21 protein-coding genes are annotated in these 20333 nt (G+C 67.2%); 9 read left to right on the plus strand and 12 right to left on the minus strand.

Translation table 11 applies throughout. The features are described 5' to 3' along the window. Positions 1-158: 158 nt before the first annotated feature. Positions 159-2051, plus strand: a complete 1893-nt coding sequence (gene htpG / locus QRO91_RS16755; protein ID WP_049427982.1) for a molecular chaperone HtpG — start codon at positions 159-161, stop codon at positions 2049-2051. A 145-nt stretch (positions 2052-2196) separates the two neighbouring features. Here the strand turns inward: htpG and QRO91_RS16760 are convergent, their stop codons facing one another. Next, a complete protein-coding gene (locus QRO91_RS16760) occupies positions 2197-2496 on the minus strand; it encodes a hypothetical protein (RefSeq protein WP_049427983.1) in 300 nt (99 codons plus the stop codon). A gap of 129 nt (positions 2497-2625) precedes the next feature. On the opposite strand from QRO91_RS16760, the gene ftsY reads away from it, so the two are divergent. From ftsY to QRO91_RS16775, 3 genes are all read left to right on the plus strand, one after another. Continuing rightward, positions 2626-3927 carry a signal recognition particle-docking protein FtsY gene (gene ftsY, locus QRO91_RS16765; protein WP_049427985.1) on the plus strand — a complete coding sequence of 434 codons (1302 nt, stop codon included), beginning with the start codon at positions 2626-2628 and terminating at the stop codon, positions 3925-3927. Between the two features lie 91 nt (positions 3928-4018). Further along, positions 4019-5143: an A/G-specific adenine glycosylase gene (gene mutY, locus QRO91_RS16770; protein ID WP_100443616.1), complete on the plus strand. Its 1125-nt coding sequence runs from the start codon at positions 4019-4021 to the stop codon at positions 5141-5143. Positions 5144-5148: 5 nt separating this feature from the next. Then, positions 5149-5418, plus strand: coding sequence for an oxidative damage protection protein (locus tag QRO91_RS16775; RefSeq protein WP_049427989.1), 270 nt, complete (start codon positions 5149-5151; stop codon positions 5416-5418). A gap of 72 nt (positions 5419-5490) precedes the next feature. Here the strand turns inward: QRO91_RS16775 and QRO91_RS16780 are convergent, their stop codons facing one another. The 10 genes from QRO91_RS16780 to QRO91_RS16825 form a co-directional block, all read right to left on the minus strand. After that, positions 5491-5940: a DUF6491 family protein gene (locus tag QRO91_RS16780; RefSeq protein WP_197620728.1), complete on the minus strand. Its 450-nt coding sequence runs from the start codon at positions 5938-5940 to the stop codon at positions 5491-5493. A 230-nt stretch (positions 5941-6170) separates the two neighbouring features. After that, positions 6171-6884 (minus strand): lipoprotein-releasing ABC transporter ATP-binding protein LolD, encoded by a 714-nt coding sequence (lolD, locus tag QRO91_RS16785; protein WP_049427318.1) that lies wholly within the window; start codon positions 6882-6884, stop codon positions 6171-6173. Further along, entirely contained in the window at positions 6877-8118 is a 1242-nt protein-coding gene (locus tag QRO91_RS16790; RefSeq protein WP_049427320.1) for a lipoprotein-releasing ABC transporter permease subunit, read from the minus strand. The genes lolD and QRO91_RS16790 overlap by 8 nt, the downstream gene beginning before the upstream one ends. 23 nt (positions 8119-8141) lie before the next feature. Then, positions 8142-8591, minus strand: a complete 450-nt coding sequence (locus QRO91_RS16795) for a hypothetical protein (protein ID WP_100443618.1) — start codon at positions 8589-8591, stop codon at positions 8142-8144. After that, on the minus strand, positions 8542-8790 hold the full coding sequence (locus QRO91_RS16800) for a succinate dehydrogenase assembly factor 2 (RefSeq protein ID WP_197620730.1): 249 nt from the start codon (positions 8788-8790) through the stop codon (positions 8542-8544). The genes QRO91_RS16795 and QRO91_RS16800 overlap by 50 nt, the downstream gene beginning before the upstream one ends. 98 nt (positions 8791-8888) lie before the next feature. After that, a complete protein-coding gene (locus QRO91_RS16805; protein ID WP_005409079.1) occupies positions 8889-9674 on the minus strand; it encodes a succinate dehydrogenase iron-sulfur subunit in 786 nt (261 codons plus the stop codon). A 66-nt stretch (positions 9675-9740) separates the two neighbouring features. Next, positions 9741-11531, minus strand: a complete 1791-nt coding sequence (gene sdhA / locus QRO91_RS16810; protein ID WP_049429308.1) for a succinate dehydrogenase flavoprotein subunit — start codon at positions 11529-11531, stop codon at positions 9741-9743. Between the two features lie 31 nt (positions 11532-11562). After that, entirely contained in the window at positions 11563-11949 is a 387-nt protein-coding gene (sdhD, locus tag QRO91_RS16815; protein WP_049400952.1) for a succinate dehydrogenase, hydrophobic membrane anchor protein, read from the minus strand. Beyond that, entirely contained in the window at positions 11946-12338 is a 393-nt protein-coding gene (sdhC, locus tag QRO91_RS16820; protein WP_005416132.1) for a succinate dehydrogenase, cytochrome b556 subunit, read from the minus strand. The genes sdhD and sdhC overlap by 4 nt, the downstream gene beginning before the upstream one ends. Positions 12339-12394: 56 nt before the next feature. Further along, the gene (locus QRO91_RS16825) at positions 12395-12565 is read right to left on the minus strand and encodes a DUF1674 domain-containing protein (protein WP_005409075.1); all 171 of its coding nucleotides are present in this window, start codon (positions 12563-12565) and stop codon (positions 12395-12397) included. Positions 12566-12604: 39 nt separating this feature from the next. Here QRO91_RS16825 and QRO91_RS16830 point away from each other — a divergent pair, with 39 nt between their 5' ends. After that, positions 12605-13480, plus strand: coding sequence for a folate-binding protein YgfZ (locus QRO91_RS16830; protein ID WP_049429309.1), 876 nt, complete (start codon positions 12605-12607; stop codon positions 13478-13480). Between the two features lie 138 nt (positions 13481-13618). Here QRO91_RS16830 and QRO91_RS16835 read toward each other — a convergent pair whose 3' ends face one another. Next, positions 13619-14701 (minus strand): ABC transporter ATP-binding protein, encoded by a 1083-nt coding sequence (locus QRO91_RS16835; RefSeq protein WP_049429310.1) that lies wholly within the window; start codon positions 14699-14701, stop codon positions 13619-13621. Between the two features lie 352 nt (positions 14702-15053). On the opposite strand from QRO91_RS16835, the gene zwf reads away from it, so the two are divergent. Genes zwf through edd form a run of 4 tightly spaced genes read left to right on the plus strand, consistent with a single transcriptional unit; the run spans position 15054 to position 20187 of the window. Then, on the plus strand, positions 15054-16490 hold the full coding sequence (gene zwf, locus QRO91_RS16840; RefSeq protein WP_049429311.1) for a glucose-6-phosphate dehydrogenase: 1437 nt from the start codon (positions 15054-15056) through the stop codon (positions 16488-16490). Continuing rightward, a complete protein-coding gene (glk, locus tag QRO91_RS16845) occupies positions 16487-17494 on the plus strand; it encodes a glucokinase (RefSeq protein WP_197651146.1) in 1008 nt (335 codons plus the stop codon). The genes zwf and glk overlap by 4 nt, the downstream gene beginning before the upstream one ends. Next, complete coding sequence (pgl, locus tag QRO91_RS16850) at positions 17491-18213, plus strand: 6-phosphogluconolactonase (protein ID WP_049429313.1); 723 nt, start codon at positions 17491-17493, stop codon at positions 18211-18213. The genes glk and pgl overlap by 4 nt, the downstream gene beginning before the upstream one ends. A 57-nt stretch (positions 18214-18270) precedes the next feature. Continuing rightward, positions 18271-20187, plus strand: coding sequence for a phosphogluconate dehydratase (edd, locus tag QRO91_RS16855; protein ID WP_049429314.1), 1917 nt, complete (start codon positions 18271-18273; stop codon positions 20185-20187). Positions 20188-20333 lie beyond the last annotated feature (146 nt).

A 20333-nucleotide genomic window follows, 5' to 3' on the forward strand; every position in this document is an offset into this window, starting at 1 on the left:
GCCATCCCACGGATAGCCCGCTGTTGCTGTTGCATCGGCCTCTGCAGGTGCAGGGCTGCAAGCCCTGCCCGACCAACCCCTTGATTTCGGGACAATCAGCCATACCCCTTGGCGAGGCCGCACGCGCTGGCGCGGCATTGCACATGGAGCCTTAATCGATGACCGAGACCACCCAGACCGAAACCCTTGGCTTCCAGACCGAAGTCAAGCAGCTGCTGCAGCTGATGATCCACTCGCTGTACTCCAACAAGGAGATCTTCCTGCGCGAGCTGGTCTCCAACGCCGCCGATGCCGCCGACAAGCTGCGCTTCGAGGCCCTGACCCAGCCTGCCCTGCTGGAAGGCGACAGCGAGCTGCGCGTGCGCGTCAGCTTCGACGCCGCCGCCCATACCATCACCATCGAAGACAACGGCATCGGCATGAGCCGCGCCGAAGCCATCGCCCACCTGGGCACGATTGCAAAATCCGGCACCGGTGACTTCCTGCGCCAGCTGTCCGGCGACCAGAAGAAGGATTCGCAGCTGATCGGCCAGTTCGGCGTCGGCTTCTACAGCGCCTTCATCGTCGCCGACGAAGTGGAAGTGACCTCGCGCCGTGCCGGCCTGGCTGCAGGCGAAGGCGTGCGCTGGACCTCGCGTGGCGAAGGCGATTTCGAAGTGGCCACCGTCGACAAGGCCGAGCGCGGCACCCGCATCGTGCTGCACCTGAAGGACGGCGAGCACGACTTCGCCGATGGCTGGCGCCTGCGCAGCATCCTGAAGAAGTACTCGGACCATATCGGCCTGCCGATCCAGATGCCGAAGGAAGGCGGCGAAGAAGGCGCCGCCATCGAGTGGGAGACCGTCAACCGCGCCAGCGCGCTGTGGACCCGCCCGCGCACCGAGATCAGCGACGCCGAGTACAACGAGTTCTACAAGCACGTGGCGCACGACCACAGCGACCCGCTGGCGTGGAGCCACAACAAGGTCGAAGGCAAGCTGGAGTACACCTCGCTGCTGTACGTGCCCGGCCGCGCGCCGTTCGACCTGTACCACCGTGACGCGCCGAAGGGGCTGAAGCTGTACGTGCAGCGCGTGTTCGTGATGGACCAGGCCGAGCAGTTCCTGCCGCTGTACCTGCGCTTCATCAAGGGCGTGGTCGATTCCAACGACCTGTCGCTGAACGTCTCGCGCGAGATCCTGCAGTCCGGTCCGGTCATCGACTCGATGAAGGCCGCGCTGACCAAGCGCTCGCTGGACATGCTGGAGAAGCTGGCCACCGACAAGCCTGAGCAGTACGCCACGTTCTGGAAGGAATTCGGCCAGGTGCTGAAGGAAGGCCCGGCCGAGGACTACAACAACCGCGAGAAGGTGGCCGGGCTGCTGCGCTTCGCCTCCACCCGTGGCGACGCCGATGCGCAGGCCGTGTCGCTGGCCGATTACATCGGCCGCATGGCCGAAGGCCAGGACAAGATCTATTACCTGACCGGTGAGAGCTACAGCCAGGTGCGCAACAGCCCGCACCTGGAAGTGTTCCGCAAGAAGGGCGTGGAAGTGCTGCTGCTGACCGACCGCATCGACGAGTGGCTGATGGGCTACCTGACCGATTTCGACGGCAAGGGCTTCGTCGACATCGCCCGCGGCGACCTCGACCTGGGCGCGCTGGAAAGCGAGGCCGACAAGCAGGAACAGGAAGCGGCCGCCAAGGACAAGCAGGGCCTGGTCGAGCGCCTGAAGACGGTGCTGGGCGACGACGTGGCCGAGGTGCGCGCGTCGCACCGCCTGACCGATTCGCCGGCGGTGCTGGCCATCGGCGAACAGGACCTGGGGCTGCAGATGCGCCAGATCCTGGAAGCCAGCGGGCAGAAGGTGCCCGAAAGCAAGCCGGTGCTGGAGATCAACCCGGGTCACCCGCTGATCGCCAAGCTGGACGCCGAAGGCGATGGCGCACGTTTCGACGACCTCGGCCGGGTGCTGTTCGACCAGGCCGCACTGGCCGCCGGTGACAGCCTGAAGGACCCGGGCGCGTACGTGGCACGCCTGAACAAGCTGCTGCTGGAGCTGTCGGCCTGATCGGCAGGGTGGAGGTCAACCTTGGTGACGCGCTTTTGTAGAGTCGAGCCATGCTCGACTGCTCCATGAGTGCCAACCAAGGTTGGCACCTACCGAGGCGGGTCGGGCGTGCCAACCAAGGTTGGCACCTGCCGAGGCGGGTTGCTCAGGCCTGGCGATCCAGCAGTGAGCCCAGCATCTGGTCCTGCCGCCGGATCACTGCGGCGTTGGCAGCGAAAGCCACCACTTCGGCCTTGGCCGCCAGCAGATCACCCAGTGGCGCGCCCGGATCGGAGCCGGTGGTGGCCACCGCCGTCTCCACTCCGCCCTGCTCCACCGCACTGCGCTGCAGTTGCAGGCGCTCGGCATCCGGGGTCGCCAGATTGGCCACGTTGTGCGCGGCCACCTGAACACCCTGCTGGGCCGCGCGCATGCCGCTGAGTGCCGTTCCCATCACGTTGTTCATGGCGGTCTCCGGGCCGCACTGCGCAGCCCTCCGGACCGGTTAACGGCCGGCGGGCCGCGACCTTGAGTCCACATCGGCCGGACAGGCCCGAGTGGTAGCATATCCATCTGATTTCAGCGCCTTTTGCCAATGCTCAGTTTTTTCCGCCGCAAGAAGCCCCAGGATGCCCCCGCAACAGAGGCACCCAAGACCCAGCACTACTCGGCTGAAGAGCTGGCGGCGGCGTTCCCGTCGGCCGCACCGGTCGAGGACAAAGAACCAGCACCTGTAGTCGTACCGGTCGAGCCTGCGCCGGTCGAGCCGGCCCCAGCAGCCGTCGCTCCAGTTGCTGTCGAGCCCACTCCGGTGATTCAGGCTCCAGCCACTCCGGTTCCGGCAGCTCCGATGGTGATCGACGTCGCTCCCATCGCACCCGCGGCCATCGAACCGGCACCGGCGCCTGAATCCACTCCGGCACCGGCCGCCGACGACCTGCCAGCCGCCGCTTCGGTCGACGCCGTTCCGGCGCCGGCCGGTAAGCCCGGCTGGCGCGAACGCCTGCGCAACAGCGTCATCGCACGCAGCTTCGGCGGCCTGTTCTCGCGCAACCCCAAGCTCGACGACGACCTGCTGGACGAGCTGGAAACCGCACTGATCACCGCCGACGTCGGCGTGGGCGCCACCACCGACCTGGTCGAAGGCCTGCGCAAGCGCATGAAGTCGCGCGAGTTCGCTGATGCCAATGCGCTGCTGGCCGCGCTGCGCGCCGAGCTGATCGCGATCCTGCAGCCGGTGGCCAAGCCGCTGGTGATCGACCGCAACGCCAAGCCGTTCGTGGTGCTCACCGTCGGCGTCAACGGCGTCGGCAAGACCACCACCATCGGCAAGCTGGCCAAGCGCTTCAAGGATGACGGCCACAGCCTGATGCTGGCCGCCGGCGACACCTTCCGTGCCGCTGCCGTGGCCCAGCTGCAGGCCTGGGGCGAGCGCAACGGCGTGGCCGTGGTCGCCCAGGGGCAGAACGCCGATGCCGCTTCGGTGGCATTCGACGCACTGCAGGCCGGCAAGGCCCGCGGCACCTCGGTGCTGATCGCCGATACCGCCGGCCGCCTGCACACCCAGTCCGGTCTGATGAACGAGCTGGGCAAGATCCGCCGCGTGCTCGGCAAGATCGATCCCACCGCCCCGCACGAAGTGCTGATGGTGATCGACGGCACCACCGGCCAGAACGCGCTGTCGCAGCTGCGCCAGTTCAATGCTGCGGTGAACGTGACCGGCCTGGTGGTGACCAAGCTGGACGGCACTGCCAAGGGCGGCGTGGTGTTCGCGCTGGCCCGCGAGTTCGGCATTCCGATCCGCTTTGCCGGCATCGGCGAGCGCCCGGAAGACCTGCGCGTGTTCGATCCGGAAGCCTTCGTCGACGCCCTTCTGCCTGAAGCTTTGGGCGCCTGATACACCGTGCAGCCACCGCACTCTGGTGCGGCCACCCATGGGGTGGCTCTACAAGGGTGAACCCACGGGTGGCTGCCTCTCTGGAACATCGATGCCCCGCCAGCCGCACGCCAGCGCCGACACCGCCCAGCAAGACGACTTCGTCGCCCGCATGCTGCACTGGTTCGACGACCACGGCCGCCACGACCTGCCCTGGCAGCACCCGCGCAGCCCGTACCGGGTCTGGCTGTCGGAAATCATGCTGCAGCAGACCCAGGTGGCCACGGTCATCCCGTATTTCCAGCGTTTCCTGCAGCACTTCCCGACCCTGCCCGACCTCGCCGCCGCCAGCAACGACGCGGTGATGGCGCAGTGGGCCGGGCTCGGCTACTACGCCCGCGCACGCAACCTGCATGCCGCTGCAAAGCGCTGCGTGGAACTGCACGACGGCGACCTGCCGCGCGATTTCGATGCACTGCACGCCCTGCCCGGCATCGGCCGCAGCACTGCCGGCGCGATCCTCAGCCAGGCCTGGAACGACCCGTTCGCGATCCTCGACGGCAACGTCAAGCGCGTGCTCAGCCGCTACCACGGCATCGACGGCTTCCCCGGCCTGCCGGCCATCGAGAAGCAGTTGTGGGCCATCGCCGAGGCGCACGTGGCACACGTGCCGGAAGGGCGCATGGCCGACTACACCCAGGCGCAGATGGACCTGGGCGCCACCGTGTGCAGCCGGGCCAAACCCGCCTGCGTCATCTGCCCGCTGCAGGACCAGTGCGTGGCACGCCGTGAAGGCCGCACCACTGATCTGCCCACGCCCAAGCCCAGCAAGACGCTGCCCGAACGCGAAGCGGTCGCCCTGCTGCTGCGCGACGCCCAGCAGCGCGTGCTGCTGCAGAAGCGGCCGGACACCGGCATCTGGGCGCAGCTGTGGACGCTGCCGCAGGCCGAGGCGGGCAGTGACCTGCAGGACTGGTTCGACACGCATGTCGACGGCTCGCTGGAAGATGCCGACGAACTGCCGGTGCTGCAGCACACCTTCAGCCACTACAAGCTGCATCTGCAGGTATTGTCACGGCAGGTACACGGACTGCGCGTGGAAGAACCCACGCTGCGCTGGGTGGCTGTCGACGAACTGCCCGCGCTGGGCCTTCCGGCGCCGATCCGCAAACTGCTCGACGGCGCCACGATCAAGACGCCGAAACGAACCTCCAAGAAATCCCGCAACCACGAGTGAGTGCCATGCCCCGAACCGTCTTCTGCCAGTACGAACAACGCGATGCCGAGGGCCTGGACTTCGTGCCCTACCCCGGTGAGCTGGGCCAGCGCATCTTCAACAACATCGGCAAGCAGGCCTGGGCCGCGTGGCTGGTGCACCAGACCATGCTGATCAACGAGAACCGGCTGTCGCCGCGCACGCCGGAGCATCGCGCGTTCCTGGAAGGCGAACTGGTCAAGTTCCTGTTCGAGAAGGACGCGGAAAAGCCGGCTGGCTTCGTGCCGGAAGCCTGACCCACAGGGAGTCCCGGCCGGGGCCCGGCAACGTGGCTTCTGGGCTATCCCGCCCAGCCGCCCGCACAACCGCTATTTCGTGGCTTCCTCGCGCTCCTGCACCTGCGCCTGGCGCAGCTCCTGCTCGGAGGCGCGCAGTGCCTTCACGTCCAGCTTGCGGATGCTGTCGATGAAGCACGGCATGCGCGGGCCGCCGGTGGGGTCGCGCACCAGCACCTTGTCGAAGCGCGACGACACGCGGCCCATCTGGCTGGTCAGGCCGATGGCGGTGGCATACGGCAGGTCCTGGCAGGGGCCTCTCAACTCCAGCAGATAAGCTTCGCTGGGCCGGGTCCACACCGCCAGCGCGCTGTCACCCAGTTCGGTCCAGCCATTAAGGCTGCCGAAGAACTGCATGTCATTCTGTGGCGCGCCCGCATGGGCGCGGTACAGGGCCAGTTTTTCAGTGCTGCTGATCCGACCGGTGGTGGCACAGGCGGCCAGGGCCAGGCAGAGGCCGGCCAGCAGAAGCGGGGTCTTCATGGCGATCTCCTCGGGGAACTGCCGCCATCATGCGCCTGGCCTGGCAACGCCGGCGCGACGACCGGCAGCCCCATTCAGCCGCTGGTCGGCGGCTTCCCTGGTCGACCAGGGTCGGCCTCTATCAAAGCGGGCCCGGAACGCCGGATTCCGGTAGACGCCAACCTTGGTTGGCGCTTGCCCTGCAGGAGCAGCCGACCAAGGTCGGCTTCCACCAAAGCGGGCCCAGCGCCTCAGACGTCGGCGTGGGCCAGCGCGTGCAGGCGCCCTTCGCGCAACTCCAGCACCCGGTCCAGGCGACGCGCCAGGCTCCGGTCGTGGGTGACCAGCACCAGGCTGGTGTGCCGTGCGCGGTTGAGCTCAAGCATCAGATCGAACACGGTGCCGGCGGTGCGGTCATCCAGGTTGCCGGTCGGCTCGTCACCCAGCACGCAGGCCGGATGATTGACCAGTGCACGAGCTACGGCGGCGCGCTGGCGCTCACCACCGGACAGTTCGCCTGGCTTGTGATCGAGGCGGTGGCCGAGGCCGACCGCTTCCAGCAGCGTGGTGGCGCGGCTGCTCGCCTCGGCCACCGCGGTGCCGGCCAGCAGCACCGGCATCATCACGTTTTCCAGCGCGGTGAACTCCGGCAGCAGGTGATGGAACTGGTAGACGAAGCCCAGTGCCTGGTTGCGCAGCAGGCCTCGCGCGGTGTCCGACAGCGCCGACATGCGCTGGCCGGTCACGTAGACCTCGCCGGCGGTCGGAATGTCCAGGCCGCCCAGCAGGTGCAGCAGCGTGCTCTTGCCGGCGCCGGAGGCACCGATGATCGCCACCGTTTCGCCGGCGGTCACGGTCAGGTCCAGGCCATCGAACACCGGGGTCTGCATGCGCCCTTCGGCGTAGGTCTTGCCCAGTGCTTCGGCGCGGATCACTTCATCGCCGCGGTTGAAGACCTTATTCATAACGCAGGGCCTCCGCCGGCTGGGTGCGTGCCGCCCGCCAGGCGGGGTACAGGGTGGCCAGGAAGCTCATCAGCAGTGCGACCACGGTAATCGCCACCACGTCGCCGGTCTGCATGTCGGTCGGCAGGCCGGTGATGTAGTAGACATCCTCCGGCATCAGCTTGACGTTGAACACGCTCTCGATGGCGCCGAGGATGCGCTCCAGGTTGAGGGTCAGGGTGATGCCACCGATCAGGCCGGCAAGCGTGCCGAAGATGCCGATCAGCGAGCCCTGCACCATGAACACCTGCATCACCCCGCCCGGGGTCAGGCCGAGGGTGCGCAGGATGGCGATGTCGGCCTGCTTGTCGGTCACCAGCATCACCTGCGAGGAGACCAGGTTGAAGGCGCCCATGGCGATGATCAGCGACAGCAGGATGCCCATCACCACCTTCTCCATGCGCAGCGAGTGGTAGAGGTTGGCATTCTGCTGGGTCCAGTCGCTCACCCGGTAGGCACCACCGAGGTTCTGCGCCAGATCCACGCCCACTTCCAGCGAGCGGTCCATGTCGTGCAGTTTCAGGCGCACGCCGGTGGCGCCGTCGCTGCGCAGTACGCGCTCCAGGTCCTGCATGTTGGCGAAGCCCACGCCACGGTCGACTTCGTTGTAACCGGCCTCGAAGATGCCGCTGACGGTGAAGCGTTTCATCCGTGGCACCGCGCCGGCAGGCGTGCCCTGCACTTCTGCAAAGGTCACCAGCACCTGGTCGCCGACGTCCACGCCCAGCCAGATCGCCAGCTCCTTGCCCAGCAGCACGTTGAAGCTGCCCGGCTTGAGGCTGTCATAGCTGCCCTTGGTGATCTTCTTGTCGATCACCGACACCTTCGGTTCCAGCGCCGGATCGATGCCCTGGATGATCGCGCCCTGCACGCGCGGGCCGCTGATCATCGACTGGATCTCGATGTACGGCGCGGCACCGGCCACGCGCGGATCCTTGTTGGCCACGTCGACCACCCGCATCCAGTCCGGCATCGGCTCGCCGTCGCGGCTGATGGTGGTGTGCGCGGTCATCTGCAGCAGGCGGCTGCGGATTTCCTTCTGGAAACCGCTCATCACCGCCAGGGTGGTGATCAGCACCGTGACGCCGAGCGCGATGCCCAGGATCGATGCCATCGAGATGAAGGAGATGAAGCCGTTGCGGCGCTTGGCGCGCAGGTAGCGCAGGCCGATGGCCACGGGGATGGGTTTGAACATGCAGGCACGCCGGTCAATTCAGCTTATGGTGCCATCGACCGGGGCCGACGGGAAACGCTGCGTGCGGCGACGGCCAGTCGCAGTTCACGTCGCTGCCCGGAATCGAGCACATCCGGCCAGAACAGCAGGCGCCGGCGGCGCCGATCCTCACGCCAGAGCAGCAGCAGCCAGGGGCCGCGCACCACCATTTGCGGCGCCGCCACCTCCTTCCCCGCCACCTGCAGCGGTTCGGCTGGCGCCGGCAGAAGCACCTGCACACGTGGCCTGCGCTGTCGCCAGGCCAGTTCGGTCACGCCGATGGCCCAGGCCAGCAGTACCGCGGGCATCAGCAGGCGCGGCGGCAGGTCCGATGCGCGCAGCAGCCAGGGGGCGGCCAGCAGCACCGCCAGCTGGGCCGCGGCCTGCAGCCGTGAGGGCCGCCACTCAAGGCTTGAGGGCGAGGATCTTCTGCATGAGGGGGATTGCGTGCGCATGCGGGCAGGCCTCATAGCCCATGAACCAGCGCCACAACCTATCGTCCTCGCAGTCGAGCAGGAACAGGAAAACCCCGCGCTCTTCTGTCGGCGCAGCGCTCCATTCGTGGTCGAGGTAACGGCCGAACAGCTGGTCCAGCTCGCGCATGCCGCGGCGGCAGCGCCAGCGCAGCTTCTTCAGCAGAACGTCTTCTTCCATCGTGTTTCTCCAGATACAGCAAAGCCACGCATGGCGTGGCTCTACTGAGGTGGTGCAGCCACGCGTGGCGTGGCTCTACCCGGTACAGCCGGACCGTATCAGGCGCGGCGTTCCATCATCAGCTTCTTGATTTCGGCGATCGCCAACGCCGGGTTCAGGCCCTTCGGGCAGGTCCGGGCGCAGTTCATGATGGTGTGGCAGCGGTACAGCTTGAACGGATCTTCCAGATCGTCCAGGCGCGCACCGGTGTCCTCATCGCGCGAGTCGATGATCCAGCGGTAGGCCTGCAGCAGGATCGCCGGGCCGAGGTAACGCTCGCCGTTCCACCAGTAGCTCGGGCAGCTGGTCGAGCAGCAGGCGCACAGGATGCACTCGTACAGGCCGTCCAGCTTCTTGCGGTCTTCCGGCGACTGCAGGCGCTCGCGGTCCGGCGGTGCCGGGGTCTGGGTGCGGATCCACGGCTTGATCGAGGCGTACTGCGCGTAGAAGTGGGTCAGGTCCGGAACCAGATCCTTGACCACGTTCATGTGCGGCAGCGGGTAGATCGGCACTTCCTTCTTGCCGCAGTCCGAGATGGCTCGGGTGCAGGCCAGGGTGTTGGTGCCGTCGATGTTCATCGCGCACGAACCACAGATACCTTCGCGGCAGGAGCGGCGGAAGGTCAGCGTCGGATCAATCTCGTTCTTGATCTTGATCAGGGCGTCCAGGACCATCGGGCCACAGGCGTCCAGATCGACTTCATAGGTGTCGGTGCGCGGGTTGCTGTCGTCGTCCGGACTCCAGCGGTAGATCTTGAAGGTGCGCACGTTCTTGCCGCCGTTCTTGACGGGGAAGTGCTTGCCCTTCGTGATCTTGGAATTCTTGGGGAGTGAAAACTCGGCCATGGCTGCTCTCGTTGGCTCAGGCGGCCCGCGCCCGTGGGCGCGGATTGCATGGTAGGCGGGGTCGGATCAGTACACGCGCGGCTTCGGCGGCACCACGGACACGTCGTCGGTCAACGTGTACATGTGCACCGGACGGTAGTCGAAGCTGCACTTGCCCTTCTCGTCGACGCTGACCAGGGTGTGCTTCTGCCAGTTGACGTCGTCGCGGTCCGGATAGTCCTCGTGCGCATGCGCGCCGCGGCTTTCCTTGCGCTGTTCGGCCGAGTTGATCGTCGCCACCGCGTTGAGCAGCAGGTTGTTCAGCTCGTAGGTCTCGATCAGGTCCGAGTTCCAGACCAGCGAACGGTCGGAGACCTTCACGTCCTGGAACGAGTCGAAGATCTTGTCCATCTTCTCGCAGCCTTCCTTCAGCGTCTGGCTGGTGCGGAAGACGGCCGCGTCGGCCTGCATGGTGCGCTGCATGCGATCGCGGATGACCGAGGTCGGGGTATCGCCGTTGGCGTGGCGCAGCTTGTCCAGCAGGCCCAGCGCCTTGTCGCAGGCATCGGCCGGCAGCGGCTTGTGCGAAGCGCCCGGCTTGATGGTCTCGGCGCAGCGGTTGGCCACCGCACGACCGAACACCACCAGGTCCAGCAACGAGTTCGAACCCAGGCGGTTGGCGCCGTGCACGGACACGCAGGCCGCTTCACCGATGGCGTACAGCCCCGGCACCACGGCATTGTCGTTGTCGCCGACCTTCTGCACCACTTCGCCGTGGTAGTTGGTCGGGATGCCGCCCATGTTGTAGTGCACGGTCGGGATGACCGGGATCGGCTGCTTGTGCACGTCGACGCCGGCGAAGATGCGGGCGCTCTCGGCGATGCCCGGCAGCTTCTCGTCGATCACGCCCGGGCCGAGGTGGGTCAGGTCGAGCAGGATGTGGTCCTTGTGCTCGCCGACGCCGCGGCCTTCGCGGATCTCGATGGTCATCGAACGACTGACCACGTCGCGCGAGGCCAGGTCCTTGTAATGCGGCGCGTAGCGCTCCATGAAGCGCTCGCCGCTGCTGTTGCGCAGGATGCCACCTTCACCGCGGACACCCTCGGTGATCAGGCAACCGGCGCCGTAGATGCCGGTCGGGTGGAACTGCACGAACTCCATGTCCTGCATGGCGATGCCGGCACGCATGGCCAGGCCGCCACCGTCGCCGGTGCAGGTGTGCGCCGAGGTGGCGCTGAAGTAGGCACGGCCGTAGCCGCCGGTAGCCAGCACCACGCCCTGGGCGCGGAACAGGTGCAGAGTGCCGTCGGACATGTCCAGGGCCAGCACACCGCGGCACGCGCCCTCATCGTCAAAGATCAGGTCGAGTGCGAAGTACTCGATCATGAAGCGCGCGTCGTGCTTCAGCGACTGCTGGTACAGGGTGTGCAGCATCGCGTGGCCGGTACGGTCGGCCGCCGCGCAGGTACGCTGCGCCGCCGGGCCTTCGCCGTACTTGGTGGTCATGCCACCGAACGGACGCTGGTAGATCTTGCCTTCGGCGGTGCGCGAGAACGGCACGCCGTAGTGCTCGAGCTCGATGATGGCCGGGATGGCCTCACGGCACATGTATTCGATGGCGTCCTGGTCGCCCAGCCAGTCCGACCCCTTGATGGTGTCGAAGAAGTGGTAGCGCCAGTCGTCCTCGCCCATGTTGGCGAGTGCGGCCGAGATACCGCCCTGGGCGGCAACGGTGTGCGAGCGGGTCGGGAAGACCTTGGTCAGGCACACGGTCTGCAGGCCCTTGGCGGCCAGGCCGAACGTGGCGCGCAGGCCGGCACCGCCGGCGCCGACCACGACCATGTCGTACTTGTGTTCGGTGATCTTGTAAGCGGACATCTAATCTGGATTCCTGTGTAGGTGCCTGGGCTCAGGCAACGCCGAGGGCGATGCGGCCCACCGCAAACACACTGACGATCATGCCGAGCACGGCGACGAACTTCACCGCGGTCTGCAGCACCAGGGCCAGCAGCGATTCGTGGATGTAGTCTTCCAGCACGACCTGCATGCCGAGCTGCGCGTGCCAGAACATGGCGATCAGCAGGCCGATCAGCGGCACGGCGTTCCACGGCTTGGCCACGGCGGCGGCGGCGGTCGCGTAGTCCGAGCCCAGCAGGCCCAGCACGAAGACCAGGAACCAGATGCCCAGTGCCACCAGGGCGGCGGCGGTCAGGCGCTGGTGCACGAAGTGCTCGGTGCCGGTCTTGGCCGAACCGAGGCCGCGCACGTTCTTCAACGGGGTACGGAACTTGCTCACGCGGCACCTCCGAACATCACATAGGCCCACACCAGCAGGGTGATCACCAGGCTGCCGATGACCGACAGCCAGCTGCTGCGGATGAAGGCGGGGATGCTGAAACCAATGGCGAAGTCCTGCACGACGTGGCGGATGCCATTGCACAGGTGATAGGCGAACGACCATGTCCACGCGAACAGGAACACGCGGCCATACCAGGCCCCGGCATGGCCGGTGAAGCAGTTCCAGGACTCGGGCCCCATCATCAGCGCCAGCAGGCCGGCAGCGATGATGAGGGCACCAACAGACAGAAAGATGCCAGTAGCTCGATGCAGGATCGAGGTGGCCATCTGAATCTGCCAGCGATACACCTGAAGGTGCGGGGAAAGTGGGCGTTGTCTGGTCGCCATTCGCTGGGCTCGTTGTCTCGGCTGGGCGGCACGCGGCCGCGTTGGCTCAATGCTGATCAGAAATCGATGCAGCGTCCGTTTTTCTCCCAATCGCCATACCGCACCGGATCAAGTCCGCCGCGGCCGCCGAATTCCTCCGCCTTTTCCTGTTCCACGGGCACGGGTGCCGCAGGGACCAGCGGGGCTTCAGATTCGTCGTCGGGAGTGGGGGTTGTTTGGCCTATCATGTTCGGTCTCGCAACGCACAAATTTTAGACCTCGTTCACGTGCCTGACAACCTGCCCCCTGCTTTCGTCGGATATCCGCGCCTGCCCGGCCACCAGCTGCTGAGCCTGCAAGGCCCGGATGCGGCTGTCTTCGCCCACGCCCAGTTCAGCAGCGATGTCACCGCCCTGCCCCTGCAGCACTGGCAGTGGAGTGCCTGGCTGAGCGCCAAGGGCCGCACCCTGGCGGTGTTCCAGCTGCTTCGGCTGGCCGAGGACCACGTGATGCTGGTGCTGGCCGACGGCGATGCCGATGCGATTGCGTCGCAACTGCAGCGCTTCGTGTTCCGTCGCAAGGTGAAGGTGCAGGTGCGCAGCGATCTGGCCGTGGCCGGCGCGTTCACTGCGCCGGAGGCCGCCAGCGGCGCCGCGATTGCGCACGCTGCAGCGGACGACTGGGAACTGGATCTGGGCAGCGACGCACTGCCGCGCACCCTGCGAATTGGCGCCGCTGATGCCTTTGCCGCCGGCAGCAAAACCGATGAGGCCGCTTTCGCCCTGGCTTGGCGCCAGTCCGACCTGCGCTACGGCCTTCCGCGGCTGGAGGAAAGCCAGCGCGAAGTGTGGACCCCGCAGCAGCTGGGCCTGGACCGCCTGAACGGCTACAGCGTGAAGAAGGGCTGCTACCCGGGCCAGGAAATCGTTGCCCGCACCCACTTCCTCGGCAAGGCCAAGCGTGCGGTGCAGTTGCTTCAGACAGCCGCACCGGCGCAGGCCGGCGATGGCGTGCAGCAGGACGGCGTCGCGTTGGGCACGATTGCCAGCGTGGCCGGTGAGCTGGCGCTGGCGGTCTTGCCACTGGAGGCCGGCGACGCCGAGCTGCAGGTGGGTGGCGCCGTGGCGCAGCGCGTGCCGTTGCTGGATGGCCTGGCACGCTGAGGTTCACGCCGGGCACGGCCCGGCGCTACCGCTTCATCCACGCATGGCGTCGATCTACTGAACCCACCTTCTGTAGAGCCGAACCCATGCTCGGCTTCTCCATGAAATACAGCCGAGCGTGGGCTCGGCTCTACAGGGTCAGAGGCGCTCGCCGGTTTCCGCGTTGAAGAAATGCAGGCCCTGCGGGTGGATCGCTACGCGGATGTCCTCGCCCACCGCAGGCAACGCCTGCGGCGCCACACGCATGGTCAGCGCGTGCTGGCCACTGCTGAGGTTGACGAATATCTCGTTGCCGACCGGTTCGATGCCTTCAATGCGCGCGCTGAACGCATGCGCATCGTCGGCGGTCGCCGGCTGCAGGTGCTCTGGACGCACGCCCACCGCGATCGGCTTCTGCAGCCACGCCGGATCGATCGTGGCCTGGCCCAGCGGTGCACGCCAGTCGCCGTCGACCACGGTCACGCCACCGGCGTCGCCCTGCAGCGTGCCACGCAGCACGTTCATCGCCGGGCTGCCGAGGAAACCGGCCACGAACAGGTTGGCCGGGCGGTCGTACAGCGCCATCGGCGTATCGATCTGCTGGATGATGCCGTCCTTCAGCACCACGATGCGCTGGCCCAGGGTCATCGCTTCCACCTGGTCGTGGGTCACGTAGATCATCGTGGTGCCCAGCTTGCGGTGCAGCTGCGCGATCTCGGTGCGCACGCTGTGGCGCAGCTTGGCGTCGAGGTTGGACAGCGGCTCGTCCAGCAGGAACACCGCCGGCTCGCGCACCAGCGCACGGCCCAGTGCCACGCGCTGGCGCTGGCCACCGGACATCGCCTTGGGAAGCTTGTCCATCATCTCGGTCAGGCCCAGCGTCTGCGCCGCCTCGGCGATGCGCTTGTCGATGGTGGCCTTGTCATGGCCGCGCAACTTCAGGCCGAAGGCCAGGTTCTCGGCCACGGTCATATGCGGGTACAGCGCGTAGCTCTGGAACACCATGGCGATGTCGCGGTCCTTCGGCGCCACGTCGTTGACCACGCGGTCGCCGATGCTCAGCGTGCCGCCGCTGATCTCCTCCAGGCCAGCCACCATCCGCAGCAGGGTCGACTTGCCACAGCCGGACGGGCCGACCAGCACCATCAGCTCGCCATCGGCGACCTCGAAGGTGGCGTCCTTCACCGCGACCTGGCCGTTGTCATAGACCTTGCGCACACCCTGCAACTGCACTTTTGCCATATCACCTATCCGGTCCGCCCGAAGCCGGGCTGTCTTTTGGGACTGCCTCGGCCCTCCCGATGGCAGTGATGATTGCGCGCTTGCCGCATGACGGCGAGCACTGCAATCGAATACAGTTGCCCATTCTGCCATGTAAACGTTTTCACGTGGCACTATCCGATGATCGGTGCGCACCGATCTGCGTCGGCGGTGGAACGAAGCTTCCGCCGGGGCAGTGGTTTCGAATGGAACGGTCTCCCGCTACCCCGGAGATCGCCCCTGACGAACCTCGGACAGGCAGTTGCGCGGATGTCCCCCGAACCCAGCCATGAAGCGATTGACAACGATGTCACCCGGATCTGAAACTCGAGCGATGCACGACACCCTCTTCCTGTTCGGTGCCACAGGTGATCTGGCCCAGCGCTACCTGTTCCCTTCGCTGCTTCGCCTGCTTGGCGACGGCCTGCTGCCGGAGGACTTCCGCATCCGCGCACTGGCCCTGTCCGGGCATGACACCGAAGCCTTCCATGACATCCTGCGCCCGCGCCTGCAGCAGGCCATGCCGATGGCCACGCAGGACGACATCAGTGCCCTGCTGCGCCGCATCGACTACCGTTCGGTGGACCTGCGCGACGTCGACTCGGTTGCCGCCGCGGTCTCCGACCTGGTGCACCGCAAGTGCGTCAGCTACCTGGCCATCCCGCCGGGTCTGTACATCTCCACCTGCGAAGGCCTGGCCAAGGGCGGCGCACTTGCCGCACCGGCACGCCTGATGCTGGAGAAGCCGATCGGCAGCGACAGCGAGAGCGCCGAGGAGATCATCTCCACCATCGGCCAGTGGATCGACGAGGACCGCGTGTTCCGCCTCGACCACTACCTGGGCAAGGCGGCGGTGCAGAACCTGATCGCGCTGCGCTTCGGCAACACGCTGCTGGAAGCGGTGTGGAACCGCAACTACATCGAATCGGTGCACATCCTGGTGGCCGAGAGTGAAGGCGTGGATGGCCGCGATGCCTATTACGCCCGTTCCGGTGCGCTGCGCGACATGGTGCAGAGCCATATCCTGCAGCTGCTGTGCATGGTGGCGATGGAGCCGCCTGCCTCGCTGGAAGCCGACCGCATCCGCGACGAAAAGGTCAAGGTACTGCGTGCGCTGCGTCCGCTCGATGCCAGGCACGCCGCGCGTGACAGCATCCGTGGCCGCTACACCGCCGGCAGCATCAACGGCCAGCCGGCCCAGGCCTACCAGCCGCCGGAAGGCAGCGACGTGGAAACCTTCGCCGGCGTCACCGCGCATATCGACAACTGGCGCTGGAGCGGCGTGCCGTTCCACCTGGTCACCGGCAAGCGCCTGCCCGAACGCACCACCCGCGTGGTGGTCACGCTGAAGCCGGTCACCCACTGGCTGTTCGAGCGCCCGCAGCGTGCGCAGGCCGCGCCGAACCGCCTGGTATTCCAGCTGCAGCCGCAGGAGAACATCGAACTGGGCCTGATGAGCAGCCTGGCCGGCCCGGAATGGGGCGCGCTGGAACTGCATCCGCTGGAACTGGAACTGTCGGTGCCGACCGGCCTTCATCGCCGCATCGCCTACGAACGCCTGTTCCTGGACGCCTTCAACGGCAACCACACCCTGTTCGTGCGCGACGACGAAGTGCGTGCCGCCTGGGCGTGGATCGACAGCGTGGCCGATGCCTGGAAGGCAGCCAAGCTGCCGCTCGAACCCTACCCCGCTGGCCAGTGGGGCCCGAGCAACGCAACGGAGTTCCTGCCGCAGGGCGTGGACGCACCGGACAGCGGAGCCTCGGCATGAGTGCCAGCTCGCAGCCGGTGCTGGTCGCCGACATCGGTGGCACCAATGCGCGCTTCGCCCTGGCCGACACCTCGCTGGACGCGCCATTGCTGAAGGAGAGCATCCGCGAATACGCAGTGACGGAGTTCCCGTCGCTGGGGGATGCCGCGCACCACCACCTGGAACAGATCGGTGCCACCGCAAGCCGCGGCGTGTTCGCGGTTGCCGGGCGTGTCGACGGCGACGAGGCACGCATCACCAATCATCCGTGGGTGATCTCGCGCAGCCGTACCGCAGCAATGCTGGGCTTCAACGAACTGCACCTGATCAACGACTTCGCCGCGCAGGCGATGGCGATCTCGCTGCTGCAACCCGACGACGTGGTCCAGGTGGGCGGTGCCGCCTGGGTGCCGGGCAAGCCGGGCCAACCGCGCAACTACGCGGTGATCGGGCCGGGTACCGGCCTCGGTGTCGGTGGTCTGATCCTGCGTCACGGCCGCTGCTATCCGCTGGAAACCGAAGGCGGCCATGTAAGCTTCCCACCGGGTACTCCGGAAGAGATCCGCATCCTGGAGATCCTGTCCGAGCAGTTCGGGCGCGTCTCCAACGAGCGGCTGATCTGCGGCCCCGGCCTGGTCAACATCCATCGCGCGGTGTGCGAGATGGCCGGCATCGATCCGGGCCAGCTGCAACCGGTGGACGTGACCGCCCGCGCCCTGCATGGCGATCCGCAGGCAATGCGCACCGTCGATGTGTTCTGCGCGGTGTTCGGCGCCATTGCCGGCGACCTGGTACTGACCCAAGGCGCCTGGGACGGCGTGTTCCTGACCGGCGGACTGACCCCGAAGATGCTCGATTCACTGCAGCACTCCGGGTTCCGCCAGCGCTTCGAACACAAGGGGCGGTTCTCTTCGATCATGGCGCGGGTTCCGTCGCTGGCCGTGATGCATCCTCACGCCGGGCTGCTGGGCGCCGCTGCCTATGCCGCCGACGCCGAACGTGACGCACCACGAGTTGCCGCATGAGCCCCACCTTCCACGACGACCGCATCGATTTCATCCACCACGGCGATGCCGATGGCTGGATCGAAGCGGTAGCCGCCGAGATGGCGCAGACCCTCAACCACGACATCAATGAAGTGGGCCGCGCGCGCATCCTGCTGTCCGGTGGCACCACGCCGGCACCGGTGTATCAGGCGCTGGCCGAACTGGACGTGCACTGGGACCGGGTTGAAGTGAGCCTGGCCGACGAGCGCTGGCTGTCGCCGCAGGATCGCGACAGCAATGCCTGGCTGGTGCGCGAACACCTGCTCAAGCGCGCCGAGGGTGCCCACTTCGATCCGCTTGTGCGGATTGGCAAGCCGCTGCCGGAATGCGTCTACACCGCCAACCTGCAGGCCCAGCACAGCCAACCGCCGAGCCTGGTGGCACTTGGCATGGGCAACGACGGCCACACCGCCTCGCTGTTCCCGGGTTCGAAGGACCTGGCCCGTGCACTGGAAAGCACCCTGCCCTACGCAGCGCTGGATGCCACCGGCTGCCCGGGCGCGAACCAGTGGCCGCTGCGCATCACGCTGACCCCGCACGGCCTGCGCCAGTGCCGCCAGCGCCTGCTGCTGCTGCGCGGCAAGCAGAAGCTGCAGGTGCTGCGCCAGGCGCTGGATAGCAACAACGCCCAGCAGTACCCGATCCTCAATGCGATCAACCTGGACGGCGCGCGCCTGCGCGTCCACTGGGCTGATTGATGTCGGCGGCGGCGCATGCCGCCGCTTGCCTCTCGCCACCACGAACGCCGGTAGCCAATGAGCCTCCATCCGCAACTGCAAGCCATCACTGAGCGCGTCATCCGCCGCAGCGCCGCCTCGCGTGCCGCCTATCTGGCCGCGATCGACGCCTCCCTGCGCGAGGGCCCGTTCCGCAGCCGCCTGAGCTGCGGCAACCTCGCCCACGGATTCGCCGCCTGCGGCGGCACCGACAAGAGCCGCCTGCGCGGTGGCGTGACGCCGAACCTGGGCATCATCACCGCCTACAACGACATGCTGTCGGCGCACCAGCCGTTCGAAACCTATCCCGAGCAGATCCGCGAGATCGCCCGCGAACTGGGCGCCACCGCGCAGGTGGCCGGCGGCGTGCCGGCGATGTGCGACGGCGTCACCCAGGGCCGTGGCGGCATGGAACTGTCGCTGTTCTCGCGCGATGTGATCGCACAGGCGACCGCCATCGGGCTCAGCCATGACATGTTCGACACCACCGTCTACCTCGGCGTGTGCGACAAGATCGTGCCGGGCCTGCTGATCGGCGCGCTGGCCTTCGGCCACCTGCCGGCGGTGTTCGTGCCGGCCGGCCCGATGACCCCGGGCATCCCGAACAAGCAGAAAGCCGAAGTCCGCGAGCGCTATGCTGCCGGCGAAGCCACCCGCGAAGAACTGCTGGAAGCCGAGTCCGCCTCGTACCACGGCGCCGGCACCTGCACCTTCTACGGCACCGCCAATTCCAACCAGGTACTGCTGGAAGCGATGGGCGTGCAGCTGCCGGGTGCGTCGTTCGTCAACCCGGGCACGCCGCTGCGCGATGCACTGACCCGCGAAGCCACCGAACGCGCGCTGGACATCACCGCGCTGGGCGATGACTTCCGTCCGCTGGGCCGCATCATCGACGAGCGCGCGATCATCAACGCGGTCATCGCGCTGATGGCCACCGGCGGTTCGACCAACCACACCATCCATTGGATCGCGGTGGCACGTGCCGCCGGCATCGTGCTGACCTGGGACGATTTCGACGAGCTGTCGCAGCTGATCCCACTGCTGGCCCGCGTCTATCCGAACGGCGATGCCGACGTGAACCGTTTCGCTGCGGCCGGCGGCCCGGCGTTCGTGTTCGGCGAGCTGATCAAGGCCGGCCTGATGCACGGCGACCTCGTGAGCGTGGCGCGCGGCGGCATGGCCGACTACGCGCGCGAACCGCAGCTGCGCGACGGCCAGCTGGTCTACCTGCCAGGCCTGGAACGCAGCGCCGATGACGAAGTGGTGCGCGGTGTCGACAACCCGTTCGAACACCAAGGTGGCCTGCGCCTGCTGCGCGGCAACCTGGGCAAGTCGCTGATCAAGCTGTCGGCGGTGAAGCCGCAGTACCGCACGATCGAAGCACCGGCGGTGGTGGTGGATGCACCGCAGGTGTTGAACAAGCTGCACGCCGGTGGCCTGCTGCCGCAGGATTTCGTGGCGGTGGTGCGCTACCAGGGCCCGCGTGCCAACGGCATGCCGGAACTGCATTCGCTGGCGCCGCTGCTGGGCCTGCTGCAGAACCAGGGCCGGCGCGTGGCGCTGGTCACCGACGGCCGCCTGTCCGGCGCCTCGGGCAAGATCCCGGCGGCCATCCATGTGACGCCGGAAGCGGCGCGTGGTGGCCCGCTTGCCAAGGTGCGCGAAGGCGACATGATCCGCTTGGATGGCGAGGCTGGCACGCTGGAAGTGCTGGTGGATGCGGCGGAATGGGCCGCACGTTCGCTGGCACCGAACACCGCGCCGGCCGCGCATGATCTGGGCCGCAATCTGTTCGCGATCAACCGTCGCGTGGTGGGTCCGGCGGACCAGGGGGCGATCTCGATTTCGTGCGGGCCGGCGGCGGCCGATGGCGGGCCGTGGGATTACGACGCGGAGTATGAGCTGGGGCACGATGCGGCCGCGGCGGCGGCGCCGCATGAGGCGAAGGACGCCTGAAGCGAAAAGCCGCGGCAGGCTTCCCCGCCTGGGGGGCAGTCGGGCGCCGGGCGGCGCCCCCCGAACCCCCCGCCCGGGGGGCGGGGAGCGGGGTCGGCGGGGGGGGCGGCGCGCCGCGCGGGGGCCGGCTGGGGGAGGGTAAGGAT

The sequence above is a fragment of the Stenotrophomonas maltophilia group sp. Smal32 genome, assembly GCF_030237085.1.
GTDB lineage: Bacteria > Pseudomonadota > Gammaproteobacteria > Xanthomonadales > Xanthomonadaceae > Stenotrophomonas > Stenotrophomonas maltophilia_Q.